The 25,441-nt window shown below is 58.9% G+C and carries 17 protein-coding genes; 11 read left to right on the plus strand and 6 right to left on the minus strand.

Translation table 11 applies throughout. The features are described 5' to 3' along the window. Positions 1-7: 7 nt before the first annotated feature. Both uvrB and DXY10_RS09900 read right to left on the minus strand, forming a co-directional pair. Positions 8-2,047, minus strand: coding sequence for an excinuclease ABC subunit UvrB (uvrB, locus tag DXY10_RS09895; protein WP_115019161.1), 2,040 nt, complete (start codon positions 2,045-2,047; stop codon positions 8-10). Between the two features lie 147 nt (positions 2,048-2,194). Next, positions 2,195-2,971: a DUF561 domain-containing protein gene (locus DXY10_RS09900; RefSeq protein ID WP_115018936.1), complete on the minus strand. Its 777-nt coding sequence runs from the start codon at positions 2,969-2,971 to the stop codon at positions 2,195-2,197. A 35-nt stretch (positions 2,972-3,006) separates the two neighbouring features. On the opposite strand from DXY10_RS09900, the gene tilS reads away from it, so the two are divergent. Genes tilS through DXY10_RS09925 form a run of 5 tightly spaced genes read left to right on the plus strand, consistent with a single transcriptional unit; the run spans position 3,007 to position 9,827 of the window. Then, positions 3,007-4,041 (plus strand): tRNA lysidine(34) synthetase TilS, encoded by a 1,035-nt coding sequence (gene tilS, locus DXY10_RS09905; protein WP_115018938.1) that lies wholly within the window; start codon positions 3,007-3,009, stop codon positions 4,039-4,041. A gap of 12 nt (positions 4,042-4,053) precedes the next feature. Next, positions 4,054-4,821, plus strand: a complete 768-nt coding sequence (locus DXY10_RS09910) for a hypothetical protein (RefSeq protein WP_115018940.1) — start codon at positions 4,054-4,056, stop codon at positions 4,819-4,821. Between the two features lie 56 nt (positions 4,822-4,877). Then, positions 4,878-5,633, plus strand: a complete 756-nt coding sequence (locus DXY10_RS09915) for a peptidylprolyl isomerase (RefSeq protein ID WP_115018942.1) — start codon at positions 4,878-4,880, stop codon at positions 5,631-5,633. Continuing rightward, on the plus strand, positions 5,630-8,599 hold the full coding sequence (locus tag DXY10_RS09920) for a peptidase domain-containing ABC transporter (protein WP_115018944.1): 2,970 nt from the start codon (positions 5,630-5,632) through the stop codon (positions 8,597-8,599). Before DXY10_RS09915 ends, DXY10_RS09920 begins: the two co-directional genes overlap by 4 nt. A 1-nt stretch (position 8,600) precedes the next feature. Then, entirely contained in the window at positions 8,601-9,827 is a 1,227-nt protein-coding gene (locus DXY10_RS09925; RefSeq protein WP_115018946.1) for an HlyD family secretion protein, read from the plus strand. Between the two features lie 72 nt (positions 9,828-9,899). Here DXY10_RS09925 and DXY10_RS09930 read toward each other — a convergent pair whose 3' ends face one another. From DXY10_RS09930 to DXY10_RS09940, 3 genes are all read right to left on the minus strand, one after another. Then, entirely contained in the window at positions 9,900-11,966 is a 2,067-nt protein-coding gene (locus DXY10_RS09930) for a ribonuclease J (RefSeq protein ID WP_115018947.1), read from the minus strand. Positions 11,967-12,056: 90 nt separating this feature from the next. After that, positions 12,057-12,965 carry a 4-hydroxy-tetrahydrodipicolinate synthase gene (gene dapA, locus DXY10_RS09935; RefSeq protein ID WP_115018949.1) on the minus strand — a complete coding sequence of 303 codons (909 nt, stop codon included), beginning with the start codon at positions 12,963-12,965 and terminating at the stop codon, positions 12,057-12,059. Between the two features lie 5 nt (positions 12,966-12,970). Beyond that, positions 12,971-13,954 carry an aspartate-semialdehyde dehydrogenase gene (locus DXY10_RS09940; RefSeq protein WP_115019163.1) on the minus strand — a complete coding sequence of 328 codons (984 nt, stop codon included), beginning with the start codon at positions 13,952-13,954 and terminating at the stop codon, positions 12,971-12,973. A gap of 226 nt (positions 13,955-14,180) precedes the next feature. Here DXY10_RS09940 and tig point away from each other — a divergent pair, with 226 nt between their 5' ends. The 6 genes from tig (at position 14,181) to DXY10_RS09970 (ending at position 23,929) form a co-directional block, all read left to right on the plus strand. Further along, complete coding sequence (tig, locus tag DXY10_RS09945; protein ID WP_115018951.1) at positions 14,181-15,611, plus strand: trigger factor; 1,431 nt, start codon at positions 14,181-14,183, stop codon at positions 15,609-15,611. A gap of 46 nt (positions 15,612-15,657) precedes the next feature. Continuing rightward, positions 15,658-16,347: an ATP-dependent Clp endopeptidase proteolytic subunit ClpP gene (gene clpP, locus DXY10_RS09950; RefSeq protein WP_115018953.1), complete on the plus strand. Its 690-nt coding sequence runs from the start codon at positions 15,658-15,660 to the stop codon at positions 16,345-16,347. Between the two features lie 87 nt (positions 16,348-16,434). Next, entirely contained in the window at positions 16,435-17,790 is a 1,356-nt protein-coding gene (clpX, locus tag DXY10_RS09955; protein WP_115018954.1) for an ATP-dependent protease ATP-binding subunit ClpX, read from the plus strand. Positions 17,791-17,794: 4 nt separating this feature from the next. Next, positions 17,795-18,415, plus strand: coding sequence for a lecithin retinol acyltransferase family protein (locus DXY10_RS09960; RefSeq protein WP_115018956.1), 621 nt, complete (start codon positions 17,795-17,797; stop codon positions 18,413-18,415). A gap of 387 nt (positions 18,416-18,802) precedes the next feature. Then, positions 18,803-21,808 carry a DUF4347 domain-containing protein gene (locus tag DXY10_RS09965; protein ID WP_115018958.1) on the plus strand — a complete coding sequence of 1,002 codons (3,006 nt, stop codon included), beginning with the start codon at positions 18,803-18,805 and terminating at the stop codon, positions 21,806-21,808. Between the two features lie 96 nt (positions 21,809-21,904). After that, entirely contained in the window at positions 21,905-23,929 is a 2,025-nt protein-coding gene (locus tag DXY10_RS09970; protein WP_115018960.1) for a DNA polymerase III subunit gamma/tau, read from the plus strand. A 156-nt stretch (positions 23,930-24,085) separates the two neighbouring features. Here DXY10_RS09970 and DXY10_RS09975 read toward each other — a convergent pair whose 3' ends face one another. After that, complete coding sequence (locus DXY10_RS09975; protein ID WP_115018961.1) at positions 24,086-25,405, minus strand: glycosyltransferase family 2 protein; 1,320 nt, start codon at positions 25,403-25,405, stop codon at positions 24,086-24,088. Positions 25,406-25,441 lie beyond the last annotated feature (36 nt).

Here is a 25,441-nt window from a genome sequence, read left to right on the forward strand (position 1 = left end):
AATCGGCTCAAGCCTTACCCACTAGTTTCTGGCGCAACTGCTTAATGCGATCCCTCAAATTGGCGGCCTCTTCAAAATCCAACTTCTTGGCGGCGTCTTTCATGCGCAGCTCAAGCTGATCGATCAGTTCCGGCAGGGCATCAAGAGCCATGCCATCAACGTCATCCTCGATCGCTTTCACAGCCTTGCTAGCCACCTTGACGAGATCGGCGTCGGGCCCATCCGATTTGAGTTTTCGAGACAACTCCAGAAAGGAGAGAATCGAATTGCTGGCTTTTTTACCAGCGGCCCTTGGCACGATGCCGTGCTGTTCGTTATAGGCCTGCTGGATACTGCGTCGCCGGTCGGTCTCCTCAATCGCCTTGGCCATGGAGTCCGTCATGTTTTCGGCATACAACAACGCCATCCCCTCAACATGGCGAGCCGCCCGGCCGATGGTCTGAATCAACGAACGCTCGGCACGCAGAAAGCCCTCCTTGTCGGCATCCAGGATTGCCACGAGCGACACTTCCGGCAGATCTAATCCCTCCCGCAGCAGGTTGACCCCAACCAGCACGTCGTATTCACCGAGCCGTAGGTCTTGAATGATCTCGATCCGTTCAATCGAGTGGATCTCCGAGTGCAGATAGCGCACTCTGACGCCGTTCTCCGCCATGTAATCGGTGAGATCCTCCGCCATGCGTTTGGTCAGCGTGGTCACCAAAACGCGCTGCTGCTTCTTGGCACGCGTGCGGATCTCCCCAAGCAGATCATCCACCTGACCGGTGGTGGGGCGCACTTCCACCACCGGGTCAAGCACGCCGGTAGGACGGATGACCTGCTCGGCAACCTGCCCCTCACTTTCGTTCATCTCCCACTTGCCTGGCGTGGCACTGACGAACACCGTCTGGCGGGCCTTGGTCCAGAACTCCTCAGCCTTGAGAGGGCGATTATCAGCAGCACTGGGGAGGCGGAACCCATGCTCGATCAGCACCTTCTTACGGGCCTGGTCGCCGTTGTACATCGCTTGCAACTGAGAGCAGGTGACATGACTCTCATCCACGATCAGCAGCCAGTCATCAGGGAAATAATCGATGAGGCATTCCGGTGGCGAACCCGGCTCCCGACCAGCCAGATGACGGGCGTAGTTCTCCACTCCATTGCAGTAGCCCACCTGGTCCAACATCTCAAGGTCGTAGGTGGTGCGCTGCTCTAGCCGCTGGGCCTCGAGGAGCTTCCCTTCGGCATTGAGGAGGTCGAGCCGTTCCCTGAGCTCGGTGCGAATGTCTTTAATGGCCAGATTCAAACGCTCCTTAGGCGTCACAAAGTGTTTGGCCGGGTAGATATTGATCGTCTCCAAGCTCTGGAGGATCTCACCTGTGGTGGGATCCACGTAGCGGATCGCCTCCACTTCATCGCCAAAGAGCTCGATACGCACCAACCGGTCTTCATAAGCAGGACCAATCTCGAGCACATCACCACGCACCCGGAAACGACCACGGGTGATGTCAGTGTCGTTGCGGCTGTACTGGTTGTTCACCAGCTCTCGCAGCGATCCCCTCAGGTCAAGGCTCTCTCCCACCTGGAATTTGACAGAGGCCTTGAGGTATTCGCTTGGAATCCCGAGGCCGTAAATGCAACTAATTGACGCAACAACAATCACATCGTTGCGCTCAAAGAGGGAACGGGTCGCAGAGTGGCGCAACATGTCGATCTCTTCGTTGATCGACGCTGTCTTGGCGATGTAGGTATCGCTAACCGGAACGTAGGCCTCCGGTTGGTAGTAGTCGTAATAGGAAATGAAATATTCGACAGCATTGTGAGGGAAAAACTCCCTCAACTCATTGCAAAGCTGAGCCGCCAAGGTCTTGTTATGGGCCAGCACCAATGCCGGCCGACCGGTCTTGGCGATCACGTTCGCCATCGTGAACGTCTTGCCGGTGCCTGTGGCGCCAAGCAGCGTCTGGTAGCGCTGACCGCTATTCACCCCCTCCACCAACTGGGCGATTGCTTTGGGTTGATCTCCTTGAGGGGTGTATGGCGCGGTGAGGTCGTACTGGGGATTCACGTCACTGCCAGCGCGGCCGAGGATCCAGCTTATGGCGCCAGCCCAGGCCGTTGGGGCAGATGCGGCAGTTGCCAGGCAGCCACAAAAAAAGGCGTGATGCAATCACGCCCCTTCGTCTGGATCAGGAGAACAACAACAACCGAACGATCACAACCGCAGCAAAGAGGCGCTGGTGCCCAAGGCCTCGCGCAGACTGCGCACCACAGCCACCATGGCGAGCTCATCACTGAGACGATTCACCGCGGAACCGACACCCACACCGGCAGCACCGGCGGCAATCGCCATCGGCAGGGTGACGGACGAGAGCCCAGAGGCACAAAGAACGGGCACGGAGGCACCGGCCTGATCTAAAGCAGCGCGAATGCTGTGAGCCGCCGCCAACGTGGGCGCAGCCTTTTCAATCAATCCAAGGGTCCCGGCACTGAACGGTTTGGCACTGGTGCCGCCCTCGGTCTGAATCAGATCAGCACCAGCTGCCACCAGATCGACCGCCAAGTGCTGCTGCTCGTCCATCGGCAACACATGCGGCACCGTGACACTCATCACCACCTCGGGCAGGAGGGCACGGGTCTGGCGAGTGAGCTCTAAAACTTCTTCGGCTGAAAAGAGGCGGCCCTGAGGATAAAAGGCATCGAAGTTGCCGATCTCAACCATCACGGCACCAGCGGCGACAGCGGCGGGAAAGAGCTCGGGATCAACAGCGGAAACACAAACCGGCACACCGCCAGATTCAAGGATCGCCAGAGACACCAGCTCGGGATCACAGGCCACATCGATCAGATCAGCACCACCATGGCCTGCAGCACGGGCGACTCGGGCGACGGAAGCGGAATCGAAGTTCATCAGACCAGCAATCACCTTCAGAGCCGAGCGCTGCTCTAAGCGCTGACGCAGGGTGGTAGGCAGCTGAGCGAGGCGGGTCATCAAGCCAGAGTCAGAGACGTTGATTCTCCCACCGCATGGATCCCCAGGCTGATCCAGCCCTAAGCAGCTGCTGGTCGGGCTGGCACGATCGTTTGCACCGCGAGCTTCTCAAGCAGCCCCAGCTGCTGCCCCGGGGGGCGAGGCTGCTGCTGGCGGTGTCCGGCGGGCAAGACTCGATGGCCCTGACGGCCCTGCTACTAGGCCTGCGCCGACTGCACAACTGGACGCTTCATAGCTGGCACGGTGATCACAGTTGGCATCAGGGATCCAGGACGGTCGCCACAGAACTGCAGCGGTGGTGCAAAGACCAGGACCTCCGCCTTGCCATCAGCCGCGCCAAGGCCGATCAAGCCGGTAGCGAAGCCAAGGCCCGTGACTGGCGCTATGGCCAGCTGGGTCGCACGGCAAGAGAGCTGAGTCTGGCCCATCCGGATCTCCCCTGTAGAAGGGTGATCTGCGCGCACACGGCTACCGACAAAGCCGAAACCCTGCTGCTCCAGATGGCTCGCGGTACGGATCTGGCTGGCCTGGGCAGCCTGCGACGAGAACGGACTCTCGATAGCGCCAACGACCCCAAGCTGCTTCTCGTGCGACCCCTACTGAGCTTCACGCGCAAGGAAACCGCCACGATCTGCTCAGAGCTGAAGTTGCCCATCTGGCTGGATCCAAGCAACACCGACCTGAGGTTCAGCCGCAACCGGATCCGCCAGGAAGTCCTGCCGGTGCTCAACGCCATGCACCCTGGCTGTGAACAACGGATGGCGCATCTCTCCGAACGCCTCTCCCAACTGGAGGACAGCCAATCCGCCTTACTTGAACTCAGCCTGGAAACGCTGGAGGAAGGCCCAGGTCTGAACCGACGCCAATTCGGAGCTCTTGCCCCTGCCCTGCGCCGAATGCTGCTGGCCCAATGGCTGAGGAACAAAGGCGCACCACCCCTCAATCACAGACAACTCGACGATCTGACATCAGCCACCGCCTCTGGAGAGGGACCTGGAGGCAGAGATCTCGGCTGCGGCTGGCGCATCCAGTGGGACAAGAACGCACTACAACTGGGGCAGAAGCCTTGATGCTTTGTGGATATGGATGTTCAGCAGCAGTATCTCGCCGCTGAACAGGCCTATGGCGATGGCGATTTCCAACAGGCCGAGACCATCGCCAGCAACCTGCTCCGCCACCTGGGAACCGGGTCAAGGTCCGGAGCGGAGCAGGACGCGCTTCTGGCTTGGCGCGCCTTTGTGGCCCTGTTACTGGGACACATCTATTTCCATGGATTGAATCAACCGGGGCAGGCACTGGATCACTACCAGCTGGTGCTGAACAGCCAACCGCCTGACACCCTTCGCGATCTCGCTCAACAAGGCCTGGATCGCTGCAAAGGCCTGGCTGAGCAGGAGCAAGGCTATGGGCCAAACGAACCTGAGACAAAAACGGGCAGTGCGCTGATCGAAAGCTTGGATGCTGGAGGCGATCAAGACACCCTCCAAGCGCTGATCCAAGATCCCTTCCTCCAAAGCTCCGTCAGCGCACCCACCCAGCTCCAACCCGTGGCATCGGCCACACCCTGGCTCAACAGCACGACGTCAACGCGTGAATCAATCCTGGCCCAGACCGACAGGCCAGTTGAGCCAAACTCTCCCGAGGCAGCCGAGCCAAGGAAAAGCCAAGCAAGCAACGACAGCGACAACCCGAACAACGCCGCTCCATCAGAGACGGACCGCGAGCCCCTCAGCACAGAAAGGATGGTTACAGCAGACCCCGATCGACCGGATCAGCAATTGAAGATCCAAAAAGGTCTAGATCTCAAGCCTTGGCTGCTGCGAAGGACCGTTTCTTTCAACAAGCTTTGAACAAAGCAGCCCAGTGGTCACAACAGACCTAACTTGCATTTAGGTGGCCAATACGCGTGCTCGAACCAACGCTGCCCGATCTCCGATCGGTGCTCAGTGCAGAGGCAATGGCTCTGCTCAGTAGTCACGGACTGCTCGATGCCCTGATTGATCGGATGCTTGTGGAGGAGGTGACCCAAGCGGTCACGCTCCCCGATGAAGCGCAGCAATCAGCAATCCATGATTTTCTGCGCGAGAACAATGCTCCTTCACCCGAGGCCCTGGGTGAACTAATCCAAGCAAGCGGTCTTAGCGAGGAGGCGTTTTACAACCAGCTCTTTCGACCCGCGAAAATGGCCCATTTGGCCGAGGAGCAGTTCAGCGCGAAGGCAGAGGCCCGCTTCTTAACACAAAAAGGGCGGCTCGATCGGGTCGTCTACAGCCTGCTGAGGCTGAACAGCCCATCCCAGGCCCAGGAGCTCTATCTGCGCATTGCCCATGGCGAAGCCAACTTCAGCGACCTGGCCGGGCGTTACTCGCAAGGCATGGAACGCAACACCAACGGCGTGATCGGACCCGTACCCCTCAACCAGGCCCATCCAACCCTCTCTGAGAAATTGCGAGCCAGCCAGCCAGGCATGCTGCTGGAGCCATTCCGGATCGGCGAGTGGTGGGTCGTGACCAGGCTGGAACGATTTGCACCAGCCACATTCGATGAACAGATGTCAGCTCAGATGAGCATGGAACTGATGCAGGAATGGTTAAAAGAGGAAACTCGCCGTCAAATTCAGGCTCTTTCCACCGAAACTGACGCTGGTTCCACTGCATCATGAACCAGAACGTCATCAACCAACTGCTGCAACACGAAGCCTTCAAAGGCCTCAGCGATCCTGGCCGCACGCGTCTTCAGGATGGCATCGAGTTGCTGTCATTCGAACTCGGCCAACAGCTGGTAGAAGCAGGCGTAATCCCTGGCCGGGTCCTGATTGTGCTGGAGGGTCGGGCCCGACTGGTGGGCGACGACCAAGGCAGACTGATCTCGCTAGGAAAATTCGAAGCGGGAGCCCTCCTTGGTGCAGCCAGTCTGCTGTGTGGACGCAACTGCGAAAACCTGATCGCCAGCGATGCCATTACTGCTGCGTCCATTACGGATGAGCTCTGGGCTGAGCTTTATCAACAAGAGGAAAGCTTCCGGCGCTGGTGCGACAAGCAACTCTGGGGTCAAGAAGTCATCGCCCTGCTTCAGGACCTGCAGAAAAGCAACGCCCGAGCAGAAGGCAGCTCCATGCGTCTTCTGCCCGATACTCTTCGCGCCGCCGAACGGGTGCCTGTCAACCCTGCTGCAATCAAAGCTGCAGACGCTGATCAACGCGATGTCTTCCTTGTCTCAGCCTGGAACGGCAGCACCCCAGGAACAGCCGTTAACGAAGAAACGCTGCCAGCGGATAGCAAACCGTTTCCGTCACGCCTGATCAGCCTCCCCAGACCACTGGTCGAGATGATCATCAACGCGGCGGAACAAACCAACACAGCAAACGAACCATCATCAGCATCGACAGCCAACACAAACGGCGACCAATCCTCCCAAGCGCTCTCGACCCTTCAGGCTGGTCCGACACCTGTGAGTCGCTTCGACCCCAGTGGTGATGTGCTTGACCAGCTGCGCCTAATCCGCGCTGAAGGGGTGCTGCAGGAGACCCTGGCCTGCTTCCAGATGCTGGCGCAGCTGATGAAACTGCCAGTGCGCCGCGATGCGATCGACAAGGTGCTGCGTGAAACCATTCGCCGTGGCCAAACCCCCAATCTGCGGCTGTGCGGCCAGATTGCCGCAGGCCTTGGTCTGCACGTGTCTGGGGCCCGAGTCGGTGCAGCGATGGGCACCCGACTACAGACCCCGACACTGATCCCCTGGGGCGAGAGCTTTGCCCTCGTGGTGCGCAGCAACCAGAACGGACTCACCTTGGCGTCCCCTCGTGACGGCATTGTCAACCTGCAGCCAGAGCAACTGGAAGAGACCTTCCCCGAAGGCATCGATCTGCTACTTCTCGACCGCACCAACACCACCCCGAACGAAACATTCGGACCCAACTGGTTCTGGCCCGCTCTGAAACGCCACCGCGCCGTGCTGGTGCAGGTGCTGGTCGCCAGCTTTGTGGTGCAGCTGTTCGCTCTGGCCAATCCCCTTCTCATCCAGGTGATCATCGACAAAGTGATCACCCAACGCAGCCTCGACACTCTCCAAGTTCTTGGCATCGCCTTGGTGGTCGTCACCTTGCTGGAGGGAGTGCTCGGCAGCCTCAAAACCTTCCTGTTCTCAGAAACAACCAACCGAATCGATCAGCGCCTTGGTGCAGAGGTGATCGATCACCTGCTGCGGCTTCCCTTGGGATATTTCGACAAACGTCCCGTCGGTGAACTCGGCTCCCGCATCGGCGAGCTTGAGAAGATCCGCAATTTCCTCACCGGCCAAGCCCTCACGACACTTCTAGATGCTTGCTTCTCGGTGATCTACATCCTTGTGATGGTGGTCTACAGCTGGCTTCTCACCCTGATTGCCCTGGCGGTTCTACCGATTCAAGTGGGGCTCACCTTGATTGGGGCTCCCCTATTCCGGCGCCAATATCGCCAGGCAGCAGAAGCAAACGCCAAGACACAGAGCCATCTCGTCGAGGTGCTCACCGGCATCCAAACCGTGAAAAGCCAGAACGTTGAGATGGTGAGCCGCTTCTCTTGGCAGGAGTTCTACGCGGGCTACATCAATCGCTCGTTTGAACAAACGATCAGCGGCACCGTGCTGAGCCAAACCTCCCAGGTGCTTCAGAAGCTCTCCCAGCTGATGGTGCTATGGGTTGGCGCAACCCTTGTGCTCAGTGGTGATCTGACACTGGGTCAATTGATCGCCTTCCGGATCATCTCGGGCTATGTCACCCAGCCCCTCCTACGCCTCTCCAGCATCTGGCAGAACATCCAGGAACTAAAGGTGAGTTTCGAGCGACTGGCCGACGTGATTGATACTCCCCAGGAGTCGAACGAAGTCGACAAGGCGAAGGTGCCGTTGCCACCAATCGAAGGTGCCGTGAACTTCGAGAATCTCACCTTCCGGTTCCGTCCCGATGCAGCTCCAGTTCTCAAGGATGTAAACCTGCAGATCAAGTCAGGCACCTTTGTCGGCATCGTCGGCCAGAGCGGAAGCGGCAAGAGCACACTGATGAAGCTCTTGCCTCGCCTCTACGCACCTGAGGAAGGTCGCATCCTCATCGATGGCTATGACATCGACAAGGTGGAGCTCTATTCCCTCCGGCGGCAAATCGGAATCGTGCCCCAGGATCCGTTGCTGTTCTCAGGCACAATCAGCGAAAACATTGCCCTGACTCAGCCCGATGTCGGCAGTGATGAGATCGTGATGGCCGCCAAGTTGGCCGATGCCCACGACTTCATCATGGAGCTGCCCAGCGGCTACAGCACTCCGGTGGGCGAACGCGGTGCATCACTCAGTGGTGGACAACGCCAGCGCATCGCCATCGCCCGCACCTTGCTCAGCAACCCCAAGCTGCTGGTCATGGATGAGGCCACCAGCGCCCTTGACTACGAAACAGAACGCCGCGTCTGCGACAACCTGGTACAAGCCCTGCAGGACTGCACGGTGTTCTTCATCACCCACCGACTGGCCACCGTGCGCCGCGCCGATGTGATTGTGGTGATGCATTTGGGAGTGGTCGCCGAAGTCGGCAGCCACGATGAATTGATGGCCAAGCGCGGCCGTTATTACGCGCTCTACCGCCAACAGGAGGCCAGCTGACATGGGCAAGATCAACCAAAATCCCGTTGGTGGCCTGATTCGCAAAGCTCAAGATCAACTTGAGAAACGCGCCGGTTCGATCAACAACAATGAAAGTGTTCTGCAACAAGACCGCTTCTGGCTGAAAGCCACCACGTGGGCTCTGATCGGCACCACCGTTTTCGGCATCGGCTGGCTAGCGATTGCCCGCACTGAGGAAGTGGTCGTGGCCCAAGGGAAACTCGAGCCTGTCGGCAACGTCAAAGAAGTTCGGATCCCTACGGGAGGCGTCGTCGAGGAGATCCTGGTGAAAAACGGCGAGCGCGTAAAGAAGGGCCAACTGCTGATACGCCTCGATCAAGAGAGCTCGGCAGAACAACTCAATTCTTTAGAACAAGGTGTGAGTGAAAAAAGTACCCAGATCAATCAAAAAAAAGAACAACTCAACCTCAAACGACTAGAGCGAGAACGCACTCTCGAGCTCAATCGCGAACAACTCATCACCACCAAGACCAATCTATCTCTGGAGGAAGAGATCCTTGATCGTCTCGCAGGGCTAGCCCGTGAGGGTGCCTCACCTGACATCCAATATCTGCAACAACGCAACAAAGTCACTGAACTAAAAGGTGAACTGGTAAAGCTAAAACTGGATGGACGCCGCCAGATCAATCAGATCGATCAACAGATTGAACAACTGAATGCTGAACTGGCTGGCCTGCGCAGTGAGCGCGCTCAGCTGGAGGCCCAACGCACCGAAGTGAAGGTGACCAATCGCAATCAATTGCTGCGCTCACCGGTGGATGGAATCGTGTTCGATCTCAAAATCAACAACCCCGGCTTCGTCTCCCAGGACCAATCCACCCAGGCGGCACTGAAAGTGGTGCCGTTCAACACCCTGGAAGCTGATGTGGAGATCCCAAGCAGCAAGATCGGCTTTGTGCGCAAGGGTCAAAACGCGGAAGTAAGTATCGACTCCTTTCCGGCCACTGATTTCGGCGTGCTCGAAGGCAGTGTCGCTTCGGTGGGATCCGATGCGCTTGCACCGGATGCACAACAAGGACGAGAGGAATATCGTTACCCAGCCACAATTGAGCTCAATGACCAGCAACTCAAACTCAAAAACGGCACTGCTCTGCCGCTGCAGGTGGGCATGTCACTGACAGCCAATATCAAGCTGCGCAGCGTCAGCTACCTCCAGCTTCTTCTCAACACCTTCCGGAGCAAAACCGACTCGCTCCGACAAATCTGACCCTCCCAAACAGCCAAACAAAAAGCGTCGCCAAAAGGCGACGCTTGATTCACTGATTGGCGGAAACCAAGCTCAGGCCGCGGCTGAACGGCGGCGGCGAGTACGTCCTGCGGGCATCTCGGGCTCCAGCTCGGCCTTAGGACGACTCACCACCGGCGCCGCCGCTGCAGGGGCCTGCTTCGAAACGGGTGCAGCAGGGGTCGCAGAGGGTGAAGATGACGGCGAAGACGAGGGTGAAGACGACGGCGACGAAGGAATCACACGCTTGGGAGCCTGATCCCGGTCACGGCGACCATGACCACCCTGACCGCGGTAACCACCGCGGCCGCCGCGACCACGAGGAGCGGGACGATCATCAGGCTCAGCATCGGCACGGCCCTTATACACAGGCGTGCCACCTGGAGCTGGCTGCACTAGGCAGAGGATGAGGGGCTCCACCTGAAGCTCTCGACGCATGCGCCGACCGAGGCCCACTTCCACCTCACGCTGCACACCCATCCAATCGACTTCTAGCGTCTTTTCGCCAGTATTCCGGCAGAGCTGCTTCCAACGGTTTTCAAGCACCCACTTGATTTCCCGTTCAGTCCAAAGCGACATCTTGCGGGCATCAGCCGTGGTGACCACACCGCGAAGGTTGACCCGGGGCGGTGCAACCATGGCGCCATCGGTGCTGATCGCCGCCAGGATCGTGACCACACCATCTTCTGCGAGCTGCTGCCTCTCCTTGAGAACACGAGCATCCACAATGCCGTTGCGGGATTGATCGAGCAGCTCAATACCGGCCTTCACAGGATCGCCCTTACGAATCGAATCGGCGGTGAGCTCAACCACGTCTCCGTTGTCGATGATCAACGTGTTGTCTTCCGGCACCCCCATGGAATGACCAGTCTTGGAATGGCAAACGAGCATGCGGTGTTCACCATGCACCGGCACAAAAAACTTGGGCTTCGTCAGCGCCAACATCAACTTCTGGTCTTCCTGGAAGCCATGACCTGACACGTGAATGCCTTCGCCTTTGCCATAAACAACCTTGGCGCCGAGCATCATCAAACGATCAATGGTGTTAACCACTGAGATCGTGTTGCCAGGGATTGGACTGGCCGAGAAGATGATCGTATCTGTGGTTTTGACCTTCACCTGGGGGTGCTCGCCGCGGGAGATGCGGCTAAGAGCCGCCAGCGGCTCTCCCTGACTACCCGTCATCAACAGCAGGGTTTCGCGATCGGGCAAATCGTTGATCTGCTTAATCGGCACAAACAAATCATCGGGCGCGCGCATGTAGCCAAGTTCGCGAGCTTTGGCGATCACATTGAGCATCGAGCGGCCCAGCAAACCCACCTTGCGGCCGTTCTTAAGCGCCAGCTCAAGAATCATGGCCACCCTGTGGATGGAACTGGCAAAGGTGGTGATGATCACCCGGCCCTCCGCCTCCGCCATGCGGCGATCGAGATTGGGAAACACAGAACGCTCTGGCGGACAGAAACCAGGTACCTCGGCGTTGGTGGAGTCGCTGAAGAGACAGAGCACACCCTGATCACCGTGATGGGCCAAGCGAGCGATATCGAAGTGCTCACCATCCACCGGGGTGTGATCAAATTTGAAATCACCGGTGAAAATCACCGTGCCTACTGGAGTGGTGATGGCCAACGAAAAGCTGTCCGCCATCGAGTGGGTGTTGCGGATGAACTCCACCGAGAAGTGCTGACCCACCTTGACCACGTCCCTCGGACCCACGGTCTGCAAGGTGGTGCGATCGGTAACACCAGCCTCATCCATCTTGCCGGTGAGCATCGACAGAGCCAAACGTGGCCCGTAAATGACAGGAATATTGAAGTGCTTGAGATGGTGGGCAATGCCACCGATGTGATCCTCATGACCATGGGTGACGATCATTCCCCGGATGCGCTTCTGGTTCTCCCTCAGAAAGCTGGTATCCGGGAGCACGACATTGACGCCGTGCATGCCATCGCTGGGAAAGGCCAGACCAGCATCGACGAGCATCAGATCATCTCCGTACTCGAACACACAGGTGTTCTTGCCGATCTCATGCAGACCACCAAGGGGAATCACCCGCAGACAGGGCTCGTTTGCTGTGGCTTGGCCATTACGTGATCGGTTGAGGGAGGAGATCGGTGTCATGGAATTGCGTCGTAACAGAAAGAGAAAACAGGTCGGGCGCTGGCACCGAAGCCGCTGGCCTCGGAACGCCGTAGGAGATCAGCCGTGGCGTCAGGTCTGACGCAAGGCGGCCAAGGCTTGAGAGAGGGTGTCACGCATGGATGAATCGAGCGGTAGCAAAGGAAGACGAGGAGCACCGACTGGCCAACCGCTGAGCTCAAGTGCAGCTTTGACGGGAATCGGATTGGTGGTGGCGAAGAGGGCCTTACAAAGCGGCAGGAGCTGGTCATGCTGCGCAAGAGCCTCAGCATGACGGCCGGCAAAGAAGGCTTCGATCATCGAGCACAGTCGGCGACCAGCCACATGGCTGGCCACACTCACCACACCAACAGCACCAACGGAGAGCATGGGCAAGGTGAGGGCGTCGTCTCCGCTATAGATCGCCAGTTTCGGGCCACAGGTGAGACGCAGCTGACTGACTTCTTCGGTGGTGCCGCTGGCGGCCTTGATGCTCACCACATTGGGACAATCCATCAGACGGGCCACAGTGGCAGGAGCAAGACTGCATCCGGTTCGGCCAGGGATGTTGTAAAGCATCAGAGGCAACTCAGGAGCAGCCTGAGCCACGGCTCGGAAATGGGCCTCAAGCCCCTCCTGAGGAGGCTTGTTGTAGTAAGGCACAACCACCAAAGCGCCATCAGCACCAGCAGCTGCCGCCTCACGCGTTGCCTCCACTGCTTCAGCGGTGCTGTTACTGCCAGTGCCTGCAAGCACCTTCACACCAGGGCCAACGGCCTGACGAACCGCGGCCAGCATCTGCACCTGCTCCTCCCAGCTGAGGGTGGGGGATTCACCAGTGGTGCCACAGACCAAAATGCCTTCCGATCCCTCCTCCACCAGATGGCTGGCGAGCCGGCCGGCCAAGGCCAAATCAACCTTGCCTTCGGCATCGAAGGGGGTCACCATCGCCGTGAGCAAACGACCGAAAGGAGTAGGGGACAGCTGGGCAGCAGTGCTCATAGCGATCAGGAAGAAATCAGCAGTTCTGCGATCTGAATCGCGTTCAGCGCGGCCCCCTTACGGATCTGGTCACCACAGAGCCAGAACTCGAGAGCATTCGGTTCGCTGATGTCCTGACGGATCCGACCCACAGCGATGGGATCTCGACCGGTCACATCAGTGGGCATGGGGAAACGGTTGTCGTCCAGTCGATCGATGAGCTCGACCCCAGGGGCTGCAGCAAGCAGGGAACGGGCTTCGTCGACCGGAAAGGGCTGTTCGAACTCCACATTCACAGCTTCGGAATGGGCCCTCAAGACGGGCACCCGTACACAAGTGGCACTGAAACGCAAATCCGGAAGTTCCATGATCTTGCGCGTTTCATTGACCATCTTCATCTCCTCCTCGCAATAGCTGTTTGCCTGCAGCGGGGAATTGTGAAGGAAGAGATTGAAGGCCAAGGAGTGAGGAAGCACGGCACTTTCAGGCGTGCCGCCATCGAGCACCACCTGGCTGAGGTGACGCAGCTCCTCCATGGCGCGAGCGCCGGCACCACTAGCGGACTGATAAGTACTCACCACCACCCGGCACATCGGAACCCTGGCAGCAAGAGGCGCCAGGGCAAGGGTGAGCAAAATCGTGGTGCAGTTTGGATTCGCGATAACACCCTGATGCTCAAAGGCTGCATCAGGGTTGACCTCAGGCACCACCAGCGGCACGCCCTCCTCCATCCGAAACGCGCTGGAGTTGTCAACCATCAACGCTCCAGCAGCGATGATGGCCTCACGCCACTGCTTGGAGACAGAGCCCCCGGCAGAAGCGAGCACAAGATCAACACCCTGAAAGGCCTCAGCGCTCACCTCCTGAACCGTGAGCTGCTCGCCTTTCCAAGACTGGGTCGTGCCGGCCGAGCGGGAAGATGCCAACAAGCGCAGTTCAGACACGGGGAAAGCCCGTTGCTCGAGCAGCTGAAGCAGTTCCTGACCAACAGCACCGCTGGCGCCAAGCAAAGCAACGGTGAGAGGTCGGGAGGGCAGGGATCGGTAGCTGGTTTGAGAGGAGATGGGCAAACGCTTGTCGCTGAAGCTGGGAAACGATTTCAGACGTCTTCTGACTGTCGAAGGGTGACCAGGATGGAGAGCTGTTGGTACACCCGAGAGAACGCTGGGGACACAATACGCGGCGAAGCCTGTCCTGGCTCTTTCATAAAGTGTTGGGCTGCCCGTACCAGTTCAGATGAGCGCCGCTTCGTTGAAGGTCAAGACCACCACCCGTCCCGGCAGCCGCCTGGCCGTTGAAGTGGCAGTGCCAGCTGAACGCTGCAAGGAGAGTTACGAAGCGGCCGTTGCTCAGCTCAGCCGCACGATCAATCTGCCCGGCTTCCGCAAGGGCAAGGTGCCCAGAGCCGTGCTGCTGCAGCAGATTGGTCCGCTTCGCATCCGTGCAACGGCTCTCGAATCAATGGTGGATGGCGTTTGGCGTGAAGCGATCGAACAGGAGAAAATCGAGGCCCTGGGTCAGCCCGACCTCGCCGACGGCTTCGAGACACTGCTCGACGCCTTTGATCCCAGCAAGGAACTGACCGTCACCCTGGAAACCGATGTGGCACCGGTGCCCAAGCTGAAGGCCACCAAAGGCCTGAATGCGGAAGCCGAAAGCGTGAGCTACGACCCCGCCAAGGTCGACGAGATGATCGAGCAATCACGCAAGCAGATGGCCACCCTGGTACCGGTCGAGAACAGGCCAGCAGCCAATGGTGATGTGGCCGTGGTCGGCTTCAACGGCACCTACAGCGATGACGGCAGCGCGATTGAAGGCGGCAGCGCCGACTCGATGGATGTGGAGCTGGAAGACGGCCGCATGATCCCCGGATTCGTGGAAGGGATCGTGGGCATGAGCATCGGCGATGAGAAAACCGTTGAATGCCAGTTCCCTGAGGACTACTCCAAGGACGATGCCCGCGGTCGCAAGGCCAGCTTTGTGATCAACCTCAAGGATCTCAAGACCCGTGAGCTGCCAGAGCTTGACGATGCCTTCGCCAAGCAGGCCAGCGACAAGGAAACGATGACCGAACTGCGTGCAGATCTGGAACAGCGCCTCAAAGACGATGCTGATCGTCGCCAGACGAGCAACCGTCACGACGCCCTGATCGCCGCCTTAGTGGAACAGCTGGAGGTGGAATTGCCCGAGAGCCTGGTGCAACAAGAAGTGCGCAACCTGGTGGAACAAACCGCGGGGCAGTTCGCTCAGCAAGGCATGGATGTGAAATCGCTCTTCACACCAGAGCTCGTGCGCAATCTGATGGAGTCGTCCAGACCGGAGGCGGAAGAGCGGCTTCGCCGCAGCCTGGCCCTCTCGGCCCTGGCCGAAAGCGAAGGGCTCAAGGTTGAAGACGCCGATATCGACGCGAAAGTGACCGAGGTGAAGCGGGAACTCTCAGGGGAACGAGACATCGACCCCCAACGTCTGCGGGATGTCGTGATCGAAGACCTTCTTCGCGACAAGCTGCTGGGTTGGCTCGAGGACAACAGCACGGTGACCGAGAAGGCTGCTGAAGAGGCATCGGCCAAAACCGAGGCGAAACCGGCAGCCAAAAAGGCCAAGGAGACCAAAACCAAAACCGCCAAGACCAAAACCGCAAAATCGGATGAGGACACCAAGGCCTGATCAAGCCCCATAGATTGCACTCACAACGTTCTGCCCCGACCGCCGCGTGATCAACGCCCGCAGCCACCATCCGATCCAGAACCGCTGGAATGGCATCCGCCCCAGTGCAACCATGCCATCCGCGGCTCCGGGGGTCTTGCCCACGGTGGTGGAGCAATCGGGGCGGGGCGAACGCGCCTTCGATATCTATTCGCGTCTTCTGCGCGAACGGATCATCTTCCTGGGCACTGGTATCGATGACCAGGTTGCGGATGCCCTGGTGGCGCAACTCCTCTTCCTCGAAGCCGAGGACCCCGAAAAAGACATCCAGATCTACATCAACTCACCAGGTGGATCAGTCACAGCAGGGCTGGCGATCTACGACACGATGCAGCAGGTGACTCCCGATGTGGTCACGATTTGCTACGGCCTGGCAGCGTCGATGGGGGCCTTCCTTCTCTCCGGCGGCAACAAAGGCAAGCGACTGGCGCTGCCCAACGCCCGGATCATGATCCACCAACCACTCGGCGGTGCTCAAGGCCAGGCAGTGGATATCGAAATCCAGGCACAGGAAATCCTCTTTCTTAAGGAAACCCTGAATGGTCTGATGGCGGAACACACCGGCCAACCCCTCGACAAAATCTCCGAAGACACAGACCGCGACTACTTCCTTTCCCCGGCAGAAGCGGTTGAATACGGCTTGATCGATCGGGTGGTGGACAGTCCCGCGGACGGAGGAATCGTTACGGAGGGCTGACATCGCCCGTTTCAGCAACGATCCTTGGTACCGGACCGTCCCTTCACGAGAGGTCCGTTTCTGCCCGTTTGAAGAGTCCGGCGCCCGATGGCCAAATTCGATGCCCATCTGAAGTGCTCCTTCTGCGGCAAGTCCCAGGAACAGGTGCGCAAGCTGATCGCCGGTCCCGGCGTGTATATCTGCGATGAATGCATTGATCTCTGCAACGAGATCCTTGATGAAGAGCTGATCGACGCCCAGGGCAATCCCCGCCATGGCGCTGATGCAGCTCGCAAAACTGCCCAGGGCACACGCAAGAGCAGCAAGCCAGCACCCACCCTGGCCACGATTCCCAAACCGCAGGAGATCAAGTCATTCCTGGATGAACAGGTTGTTGGTCAGGATGCTGCCAAGAAGGTGCTCTCCGTAGCTGTTTACAACCACTACAAGCGGCTGGCTTGGCAGGGGGATGGCAAAGGCGAAACGGAAGAGACCGCTACCCGGCTGCATAAGAGCAACATCCTGCTGATCGGCCCGACCGGCTGCGGCAAGACCCTGCTGGCCCAAACGCTGGCAGAAATGCTCGATGTGCCCTTCGCCGTGGCCGATGCCACCACCCTCACAGAAGCGGGATACGTCGGTGAGGACGTGGAAAACATCCTGCTGCGACTGCTCCAGAAAGCCGACATGGATGTGGATCAGGCTCAGCGCGGCATTATTTATATCGACGAGATCGACAAAATCGCTCGCAAGAGTGAAAACCCCTCGATTACCCGCGATGTCTCTGGTGAAGGCGTTCAGCAAGCCCTGCTGAAAATGCTTGAGGGCACGGTCGCCAACGTGCCACCGCAAGGTGGACGCAAGCACCCTTATCAAGACTGCATCCAGATCGACACCAGTCAGATCCTGTTCATCTGTGGCGGCGCCTTCGTGGGGCTGGACGATGTGGTGCAGAAACGGATGGGACGTAACGCCATCGGCTTCGTGCCAAGCAGCGATGGTCGCGGTCGCAACCGCGCCAACCGCGACCTCCAGGCCGCCCAAGTGCTGCGCAACCTGGAGCCCGACGACTTGGTGCGCTACGGCCTCATCCCAGAGTTCATTGGCCGCATGCCAGTGAGCGCCGTGCTTGAACCCCTGGATGAACCGGCCCTCAAGTCAATTCTCACCGAGCCTCGCGATGCGCTGGTGAAACAGTTCCGCACCTTGCTGAGCATGGACAACGTGCAGCTCGAATTCGAGAACGATGCCGTCGCAGCCATCGCCTCAGAGGCCCACCGGCGCAAAACCGGCGCCCGTGCCCTCCGCGGAATCGTGGAGGAGCTGATGCTCGATCTGATGTACGACCTCCCCTCGCGCAAGAACGTGAAAACCTTCACCGTGACTCGCGCCATGGTGGATGAACACACCGGCGGCAAGGTGCTGCCGCTGCCAGGCGCTGATCGTCAACAGGAATCCGCCTGAAGCGATGGCCGCTGCCAATCACCTTCAGGTGCCTCGGCAGCACGGCCTTTTTCTCCACCACGGCATCGACCTGGGCGACGGCACCGTGGCCCACTACCTGGAGGGCAGAGAAATCCTGCGCAGTGCGCTGGACGACTTCAGCCAGGGCCAACCGGTGAGCGTGGTTCCGCACACGCAGTGCTCTCCCCAGGGGGTGACCCTGCGGCGAGCGATGGGCCGCATCGGCGAGCAGAACTACAACCTGCTGTTCAACAACTGCGAGCACTTCGCCACCTGGTGCAAAACCGGCCGTCATCACAGCGCCCAGGTGAACTCGGTGATCGACAAAGCCCGCAGCTGGAGTGCCCGCATGCCATCAGCGCTAATGGCCGGGCTGGAGCTGCTGGTGCAACGGGGACTTCTGGATGACAACAGCCGCGCCCTGGCCCGCAAGGGTGTGACCCAACTGGAACAATTGCGCCTCAAACTGCTCAACAAGCTGGAAGCGCTGCTGCAACAGGCTGGTGATGGTGGCAATCAACGCTTACTGCTGAGCGGCCAAAGCCTGGCGGATGAATTAGCGGCAGTGGAAGACCTGGAGAACAAGCTCAACACACTGCTGGAGCAGCAAGGCAGAGACCAATAGATCAGGCTGAGTCGCATCAAGGCCAAGAAAGCGGCACAAACACGCTTTTATTTGGGTAACAGGGGGTGAAAATATTTCACCCTTTCGGAATAGAGCCGACAAAAAACCACCAATAACTCAATCAAAAAACTTGCGAATGTCAATACAAATAGGACATTGACAATCTTGGGGGATTCCTGCAAACCACCCAGCAGACAACAAAGAAACAACTACAGCAGAGCCCAGCAACGCTTCTGCGACTTAACCAAGCGCTGATCAATAAGCCCTGGCGCAGGCGATCCGACTCAGCGACGAGACCAGAACTCAGCGCTTAAAAGCAACGCACTCAGGCGCCTGCCCCAACACCGCCCAGCCACTTCACGAGCCCACATCACAAGCCGATTAATCATGACCTTCAAAGCCTGCGGACTCGAGCAGATCGACAGCTCCACCAACACCCAAGGGCAGAGACAGGCCACGCTGATCGTGGCTGACGGCAGCTGCCCCAAGATCCGGGAGTTGCTGGCTGAGGCCTTGGTGCCGGTGCTGTGGCTGGATGCCAGACAGCCACCACTGCAAAGACTGACTGCGCTTTTAGCGGAGCGCCGCCGACTGGGGCAACCGGTAGAGACACTGCACTGGGTGAGCCATGGCCAACCGGGGGTTCTGCGGGTCGCTGCCTACGACATTGATCGGGACGCGCTCTTAGCGCATCAACAACTGATCGCTGAGTGGGGGATCAGCGAACTCGCCCTCTGGAGCTGCGAAGCCGGAGCAAAGAAAAACTTCATCAGCTTGTGGCAAGAACTCACCGGTGCACGGGTGTGGAGCAGTGAAGAGCAACTGGGTCGCAATCACCAGGGGGTTGCGCACTGGAAACTGGAATCTGGAGCAGCTGGCAAGCAGGCACCGGTACTGCCCGTGATGCAGCAGACATTGCGCAGCTGGCCGCATCAACTTGCAGCGCCTGTTGCGAGCGGCTCACCAACACTGACCGCCGTCACAGAAGACACCACCACCCCGGCCGGCGACACCGTTGCCAACCTCTTCTCCAGCTCCTTCTCCGATGCCGACAGCGACACCCTTCTCGGTGTTGCCATCACCGCCAATGCTGCTGATTCCTCAACGGAAGGCGTTTGGCAATATGCCACCGGTAACGGCAGCAATTGGACTGCTGTTCCAACCACAGGCCTCGCGGATACCACAGCCTTCTATCTCGAGTCCGACAGCAAACTGCGGTTCCTTCCCGCTGCTGATTTCAACGGCACACCCGGCGCACTTACCGCGCATCTGATCGACAGCACGTACAACGGCGCTGCAGGAAGCAATTCCGATTACTTCCTGCAATTCATCGAGACTGCATCAGAAGTCAAAGCCACCCTCACACTTGATCCAACTGCTTTCAGTGCCAATTCAATCTGGAGCCAAGTAAATGGAACAGGTGTTTTTGCGACTGTTGTCGGTCCGGCAGATGCTGGAATTGGGGGAACTGTAGGGACTGTCGCGTCGCCCGCCCGCAACGCTTACGACAAATCTGATATAACTTTGAGCGCCAACATTCCCCTAATTGGCACCCAGCCCACCGCTCCAAATCTGGTAGGAGGTGACCAGTTCTCGCTCGCAGACTCAGCCACCGGCGACCTCTTTGGCCTATATAGTGAAACCAATGACCTAAGTGGAATAATAGCTTATGACGAAAATATGTATAACTCTTTGGTCAATCAAACCAATCCTGTTGTTTCGACGGCTACATGGAATAACACCACCCTGCTTGAATTAGGCATTGGCGAAGGTACTGGAACTTTCTTCACTACGGGCGGCTCATTATCCTTCAATGGCGCCTACTCAATAGACATTTTTGAGGCAGGTGACTCTATCAATATTTCCACCAACGGCGGCACCACAGCCATCTCTGCCAACACGCTGAGCCTCGGCACATCCGTCACGGCCGTCAATGACGTACCCGTCACTAGTGATATAAAAGTTGGCTATTTTAGCGGTTCCTCCACAACCACAAATGCTGCTCTTGAAAGTACAATAGAAGCTATTAATTCATCTGCAATCAAAGATCTAACCAATGCTGGCATCACCCTGCAGGCCGACTCTATAGCCTTTGAGGCAGAGGTCGACGAGAGCATTCCCAGAACCACATTCAATCTGGCACTCTCAAGCCTCAATTTTGAGGATGGCGCGATCAGCACAAGCGAAGGTGTGCGCGACACACGAAAAAAACTTCTTTATTACTCAGTGGATGACGAGGGAGAAGTTTCAGCTCTGAGTTTTGACCCCCTCGTCAATGCCGGTGCCCGTTTTTACGATCTCGATGGTGATGGACTTGCCGACTACCTTTCCCTGACTCTGATTGATGGCGGATTCGGCGATAAAGACGAGGCAAAAAATGGAGTCATTGAAGATCCCTCCACTGCAGCCTCCGTGGCACTGGATCCGGTCATCCAAACCAACGACGACCCCTTCAATCTGCTCACGATTACCGACCCCAACAACGCTGCACCTGCCGCGCTCAACCTCAACGCCACCATCACCGGACGCAGTAAGGCTGTAAATCAGATCGGTTACATCCTGCTGGATGGAGATGAAGTTGCCTCTGCCAAGACCATTCTTGGTGATCTTGATCAGATCAAAGAGCGCGCCACCATCCTGTTCAGCAGCCTGGAAGCAGACGACGTCACCCTTCCTGATAACTACACGTTCATGCGGGATCTGCTGGTTCGCAACGGCCAATCCTTGCGCTTCTTCTCTTTGGAAGACACCACGCTCGACACACTCAAGAGCGTGAAAGATTCCCGTTTGTCTTTCCTGGATTCAACGGTCAACAGCGATGGCAGCGTCTCTTTCGCAGCAAGCTCAGGACTGAGCTTCAATCTTGCCCTTAATGCCAACGATCAAGGCCTTAATGCCTTAGTGGCCCAAGAGCAAGGAATCGCTCCCGTCCTCAATGTCACTCCATTCACCAATGGGGAAATCCTCAACGGCTCCCTGGTGCAGGCCAGGGAAGCCACCCTCGACGCCCTCACCGGTTTCTACAAGGTGGTAGACCCAAACGGAATGGTGATGGCTGCCGATGGCTCCCTGATCGCCCCAGGGGCTGCGGGTTACGCCAAAGCGGCTCTACGCGCCGACAACCTTTATGGCGGAGACGATTTCAACTTCTCACTGACCAATGGCAAAACTGAACAGTCAGCGCTTGAGATGGCAAACCTCAGCGGCTATCTGGCCCCCTACGCCAAGGTGCAGAGCAACACCTTCTTTGCCTTTGCCAAGGCCAACAGCGATGGCATCAGCCACTTCCGCGTCCTCGGTAACAACATCTTTGGCCTGGAAGACCAATTTGGTGGTGGTGACCGCGACTTCGACGATCACATCATTAGCTTCCAGTTTGATTCGATCACCTAACCCACAACTGTGGTCTGAGACCAGCTCAACAGCCACACCCTCAAGCACGCCTACCGCCAGTCGGCCTCGGTAACCTCTGGGTTCCGCAGGCAGCGCATGAGCCAGGCCTACCAGCCGCTGCATCACAAGTACCGCCCCCAGCGGTTTGACCAGCTGGTGGGGCAGGACGCGATTGCCGCGACCCTGGGGCACGCCCTGCGCACTGACCGGATCGCGCCGGCCTACCTCTTCAGCGGCCCGCGCGGCACCGGCAAGACCTCGAGCGCCAGAATCCTGGCCCGTTCGCTCAACTGCCTCAGCAGCGAAGGGCCGACGCCTGAACCCTGCGGCACTTGCGAGCTCTGCACCACGATTGCAGCCGGCACCGCCCTTGATGTGATCGAGATCGACGCCGCCTCCAACACCGGCGTTGACAACATCCGCGATCTGATCGAACGCTCCCGATTCGCACCAGTGCAGGCGCGCTGGAAGGTGTATGTGGTGGACGAGTGCCACATGCTCTCCACCGCAGCCTTCAATGCCCTGCTCAAAACCCTGGAGGAGCCACCGCCGCGGGTGGTGTTTGTACTCGCCACCACTGACCCGCAGCGGGTGCTGCCCACGATCCTGAGCCGCTGCCAGCGCTTCGATTTCCGTCGCATCCCGATCGATGCACTGGAGAAACACCTCACCTGGATCGCTGAACAGGAATCGATCCCCATCCAGCCAGAAGCAGTGCATGTGGTAGCCCAGCGAGCCCAGGGGGGCCTGCGCGATGCCGAGAGCCTGCTCGATCAGCTCAGCCTGCTGCCGGCTCCGATTGAAGCCGATGCCGTATGGGACCTGCTCGGCGCCGTTCCCGAACAGGACCTCATCGCGTTGGCGGAAGCCCTGGCGAGCGGTGATCCACTGCAGCTGGTGGAATCGAGCCGCAGCCTGCTGGACCGGGGGCGCGATCCTGGAGCCGTACTGCAAGGCCTGGCCGGCATCCTTCGGGACCTGGTGCTGATGGCAGCTGCGCCGGATCGTCCGGAGCTCACCAGTGTGTCGCCCCAGTTCCGAGCGCAGCTTCCCGATCTGGCGCAACGAATCGGGAGGCAACGGTTACTGCACTGGCAAGCGCGCTTACGTGGCAGCGAACAGCAACTGCGTCTGAGCGTGCAACCCCGGCTGTGGCTGGAAGTCTTGCTGATGGGCCTGCTGGCCGAAGCCGAACCCGTTGCCACCAAGCGCATGGCCACCGTGCCTCAAGCTGCAGCACCGACTCCAGCCCCAGCTGCCGCAGCAGTGAGAACAGCTGCACAAGCGGCTGCGGTGGCGGCTCCACCTCCCTCAGCTGCGCCAGCACCCCCAACTGAAACGGCTGCAGCCCCAAAAGCCGCTTCGGTTTCCTTACCTCCCACCGGCCCAGCTGCCACCACTGCAGCACCAGCGACCGACATGGAAACAGAGCAGACGAGCCCAGACGAGACTGCCAGCGCTGCTTCCGATGCCACCAGCACCAACCTGCCCGAGCTGTGGCAGCAGATCCTGGCCAGCCTGGAATTGCCCTCCACGCGGATGCTGCTCTCCCAGCAGGCTCAATTGGTGCGGATGGATTCACATCGGGCCGTGGTGCAGGTGGCCGGAAACTGGATGGGCATGGTGCAAAGCCGCGCCACCTTGCTGGAGCAGGCCATCGCCCGGGCCTGCGGCGGCAACCGCCAACTGGTGCTGGAGAACCACGCTGGTGTCATCACCCCAGCAACAGCAGCCCCCGGTGCGGCCCCTCCGGCTTCCGCGCCAACGCCTGCACCGGCACCAGCCAGGAATGCAGCACCAACCATCTCAGCGCCCACCCAACCGCCTGCTGTGCAGTCCACTGCTGCCATCCCGTCTCCGCCTCCTGCTCAAACCCAGCCCCAAACCGGATCCATGCCAACGCCCGTGGCTACACCGACGGGTGCACCACCAGCAACAACGCCAGCAGGCACACCCCCATCGCCTCAGCTACCCCAGACAGCTGCACCGACGCTGGAGCAGGGGCAGCCAACCGCTAATCCACCAGGCCAACCTCCAATGCGCTCACCAATGGACGACAAAGTGAAGCGCTTCGCTGACTTCTTCAATGGCCAAGTCGTCGATGCTGACCTGGACAGCTAATTCAAACCGCAAATAGAAAAGAGAAGCAAATCAGCCTCAATAATTTCTTCCAGCAAAAGAAATATGTGCTGCCCCAAATAAAGCGTTAAACGACATCCATTTCAACGAAGCAATCAACAACCAAAAGCCATAAGTGGCTCAAAATGATTATTTAGATTAGGCCGCTGCCTCGCCACGATGACTGGTCTTGGCCCACACCAACCGCTTCGGGAACAGGGCCATCTTCAGCGTGACCCAGGGAATCACCACAAACCAATGACCCAGATAAGCAATCCCAAGCAGCAAGTTGAGCAACCCAGGCTGAGGAAGCTCAGGGCCCTCGCTCAGCCTGCGGCAACCACGCCAATACGCCAAACCCGACACGCTGAACGCAACGATTGAGAGAGGCCAGTACACCGGCATCGTGCGCAGGATCAGGCTCGTGATCAGATCCGCAAACGACAGCAAGGGCAGCACGTACTGGAGCAAGAAGAAACAGGCCAGATCGAGCTTCTGACCAGCGCTCAGCGATCCAGAGGTGAGTTTCGGCCAGTAGTCAAAGAAACGCTGCAACCCACCTTCAGCCCAACGCTGACGCTGCTTCCACAGGGCCGGGAGCGATTCCACCGCCTCCTCCTGCACTGGCGGGTCCCAGAGCAGACCCACAGGGGCGCCGTCAGTTAGAAAGCGGAAGCTGAGATCGAGATCGTCAGTGACCGTGTCTTCGTTGAAGCCGCCACAGACCTGCAGTCGGCTGCGCTGAAGCAACTGGCCGTTACCGCGAAGCTCCATCACGCCGGCACCTCGGAGCCGACCCTGCTGCAACAGAGCGTCGAGAGCCATCTCCATCGCCTGCACCCTCGTGAGCCAACTCTCATGGGCGTTCGTGACCGCTTTGCGCAACTGCACGGCAGCCCAGCGGCCACGAATCGCAAAAGGCAGCAAGCGCTCCAACACATCGTTCTGGAGCTGCGCATCAGCATCGAGCACCAACATCCAATCGCCCTTGAGCTGCTGGAGCACGGTGTTGAGCGCGCCCGACTTGCCTCCACCTGCACCGCGCTTGCGGTGAATCACCTGCAACTGGGGATGCTGCTGCTTGAGGTCATCGAGCAAAGGGCCGGTGCGATCTTCACTGCCGTCATCCACCACCCAGAGCGAAAGCCGCTCCTTGGGATAGCGCAAGGCCGTAAGACGCTCCACCAACCTGGTGACAACTGCTTCCTCATCCCGGGCAGCCACGACCACATCCACAGCGGGCAAATCCAGAGCATCATCCTCTCGATCTGGATCGGCACCGGGAGCACAGGGCTGATCGCGGCTGCGCAGCACGGTGCGAAGGCCGTAGCCCCCGAGCAGCAGTGCCAAGGTGACCGCTGGCGCCAGGCTGCGCAGAGGATCCAACCAGTGGGGTGCCGCCCCAGCCCAGCCGCAGGCCACAAGGAACAGGGCTGACTTGCCGCGTCGGTGATCACCAGTCACTGCCGCCACGGCCATCGCACTTCGCGGAATAGTCGGGACTCTAAGCGGCGC

The sequence above is a fragment of the Synechococcus sp. UW140 genome (genome assembly GCF_900474295.1).
In the GTDB taxonomy this organism is placed as follows: Bacteria; Cyanobacteriota; Cyanobacteriia; order PCC-6307; family Cyanobiaceae; genus Synechococcus_C.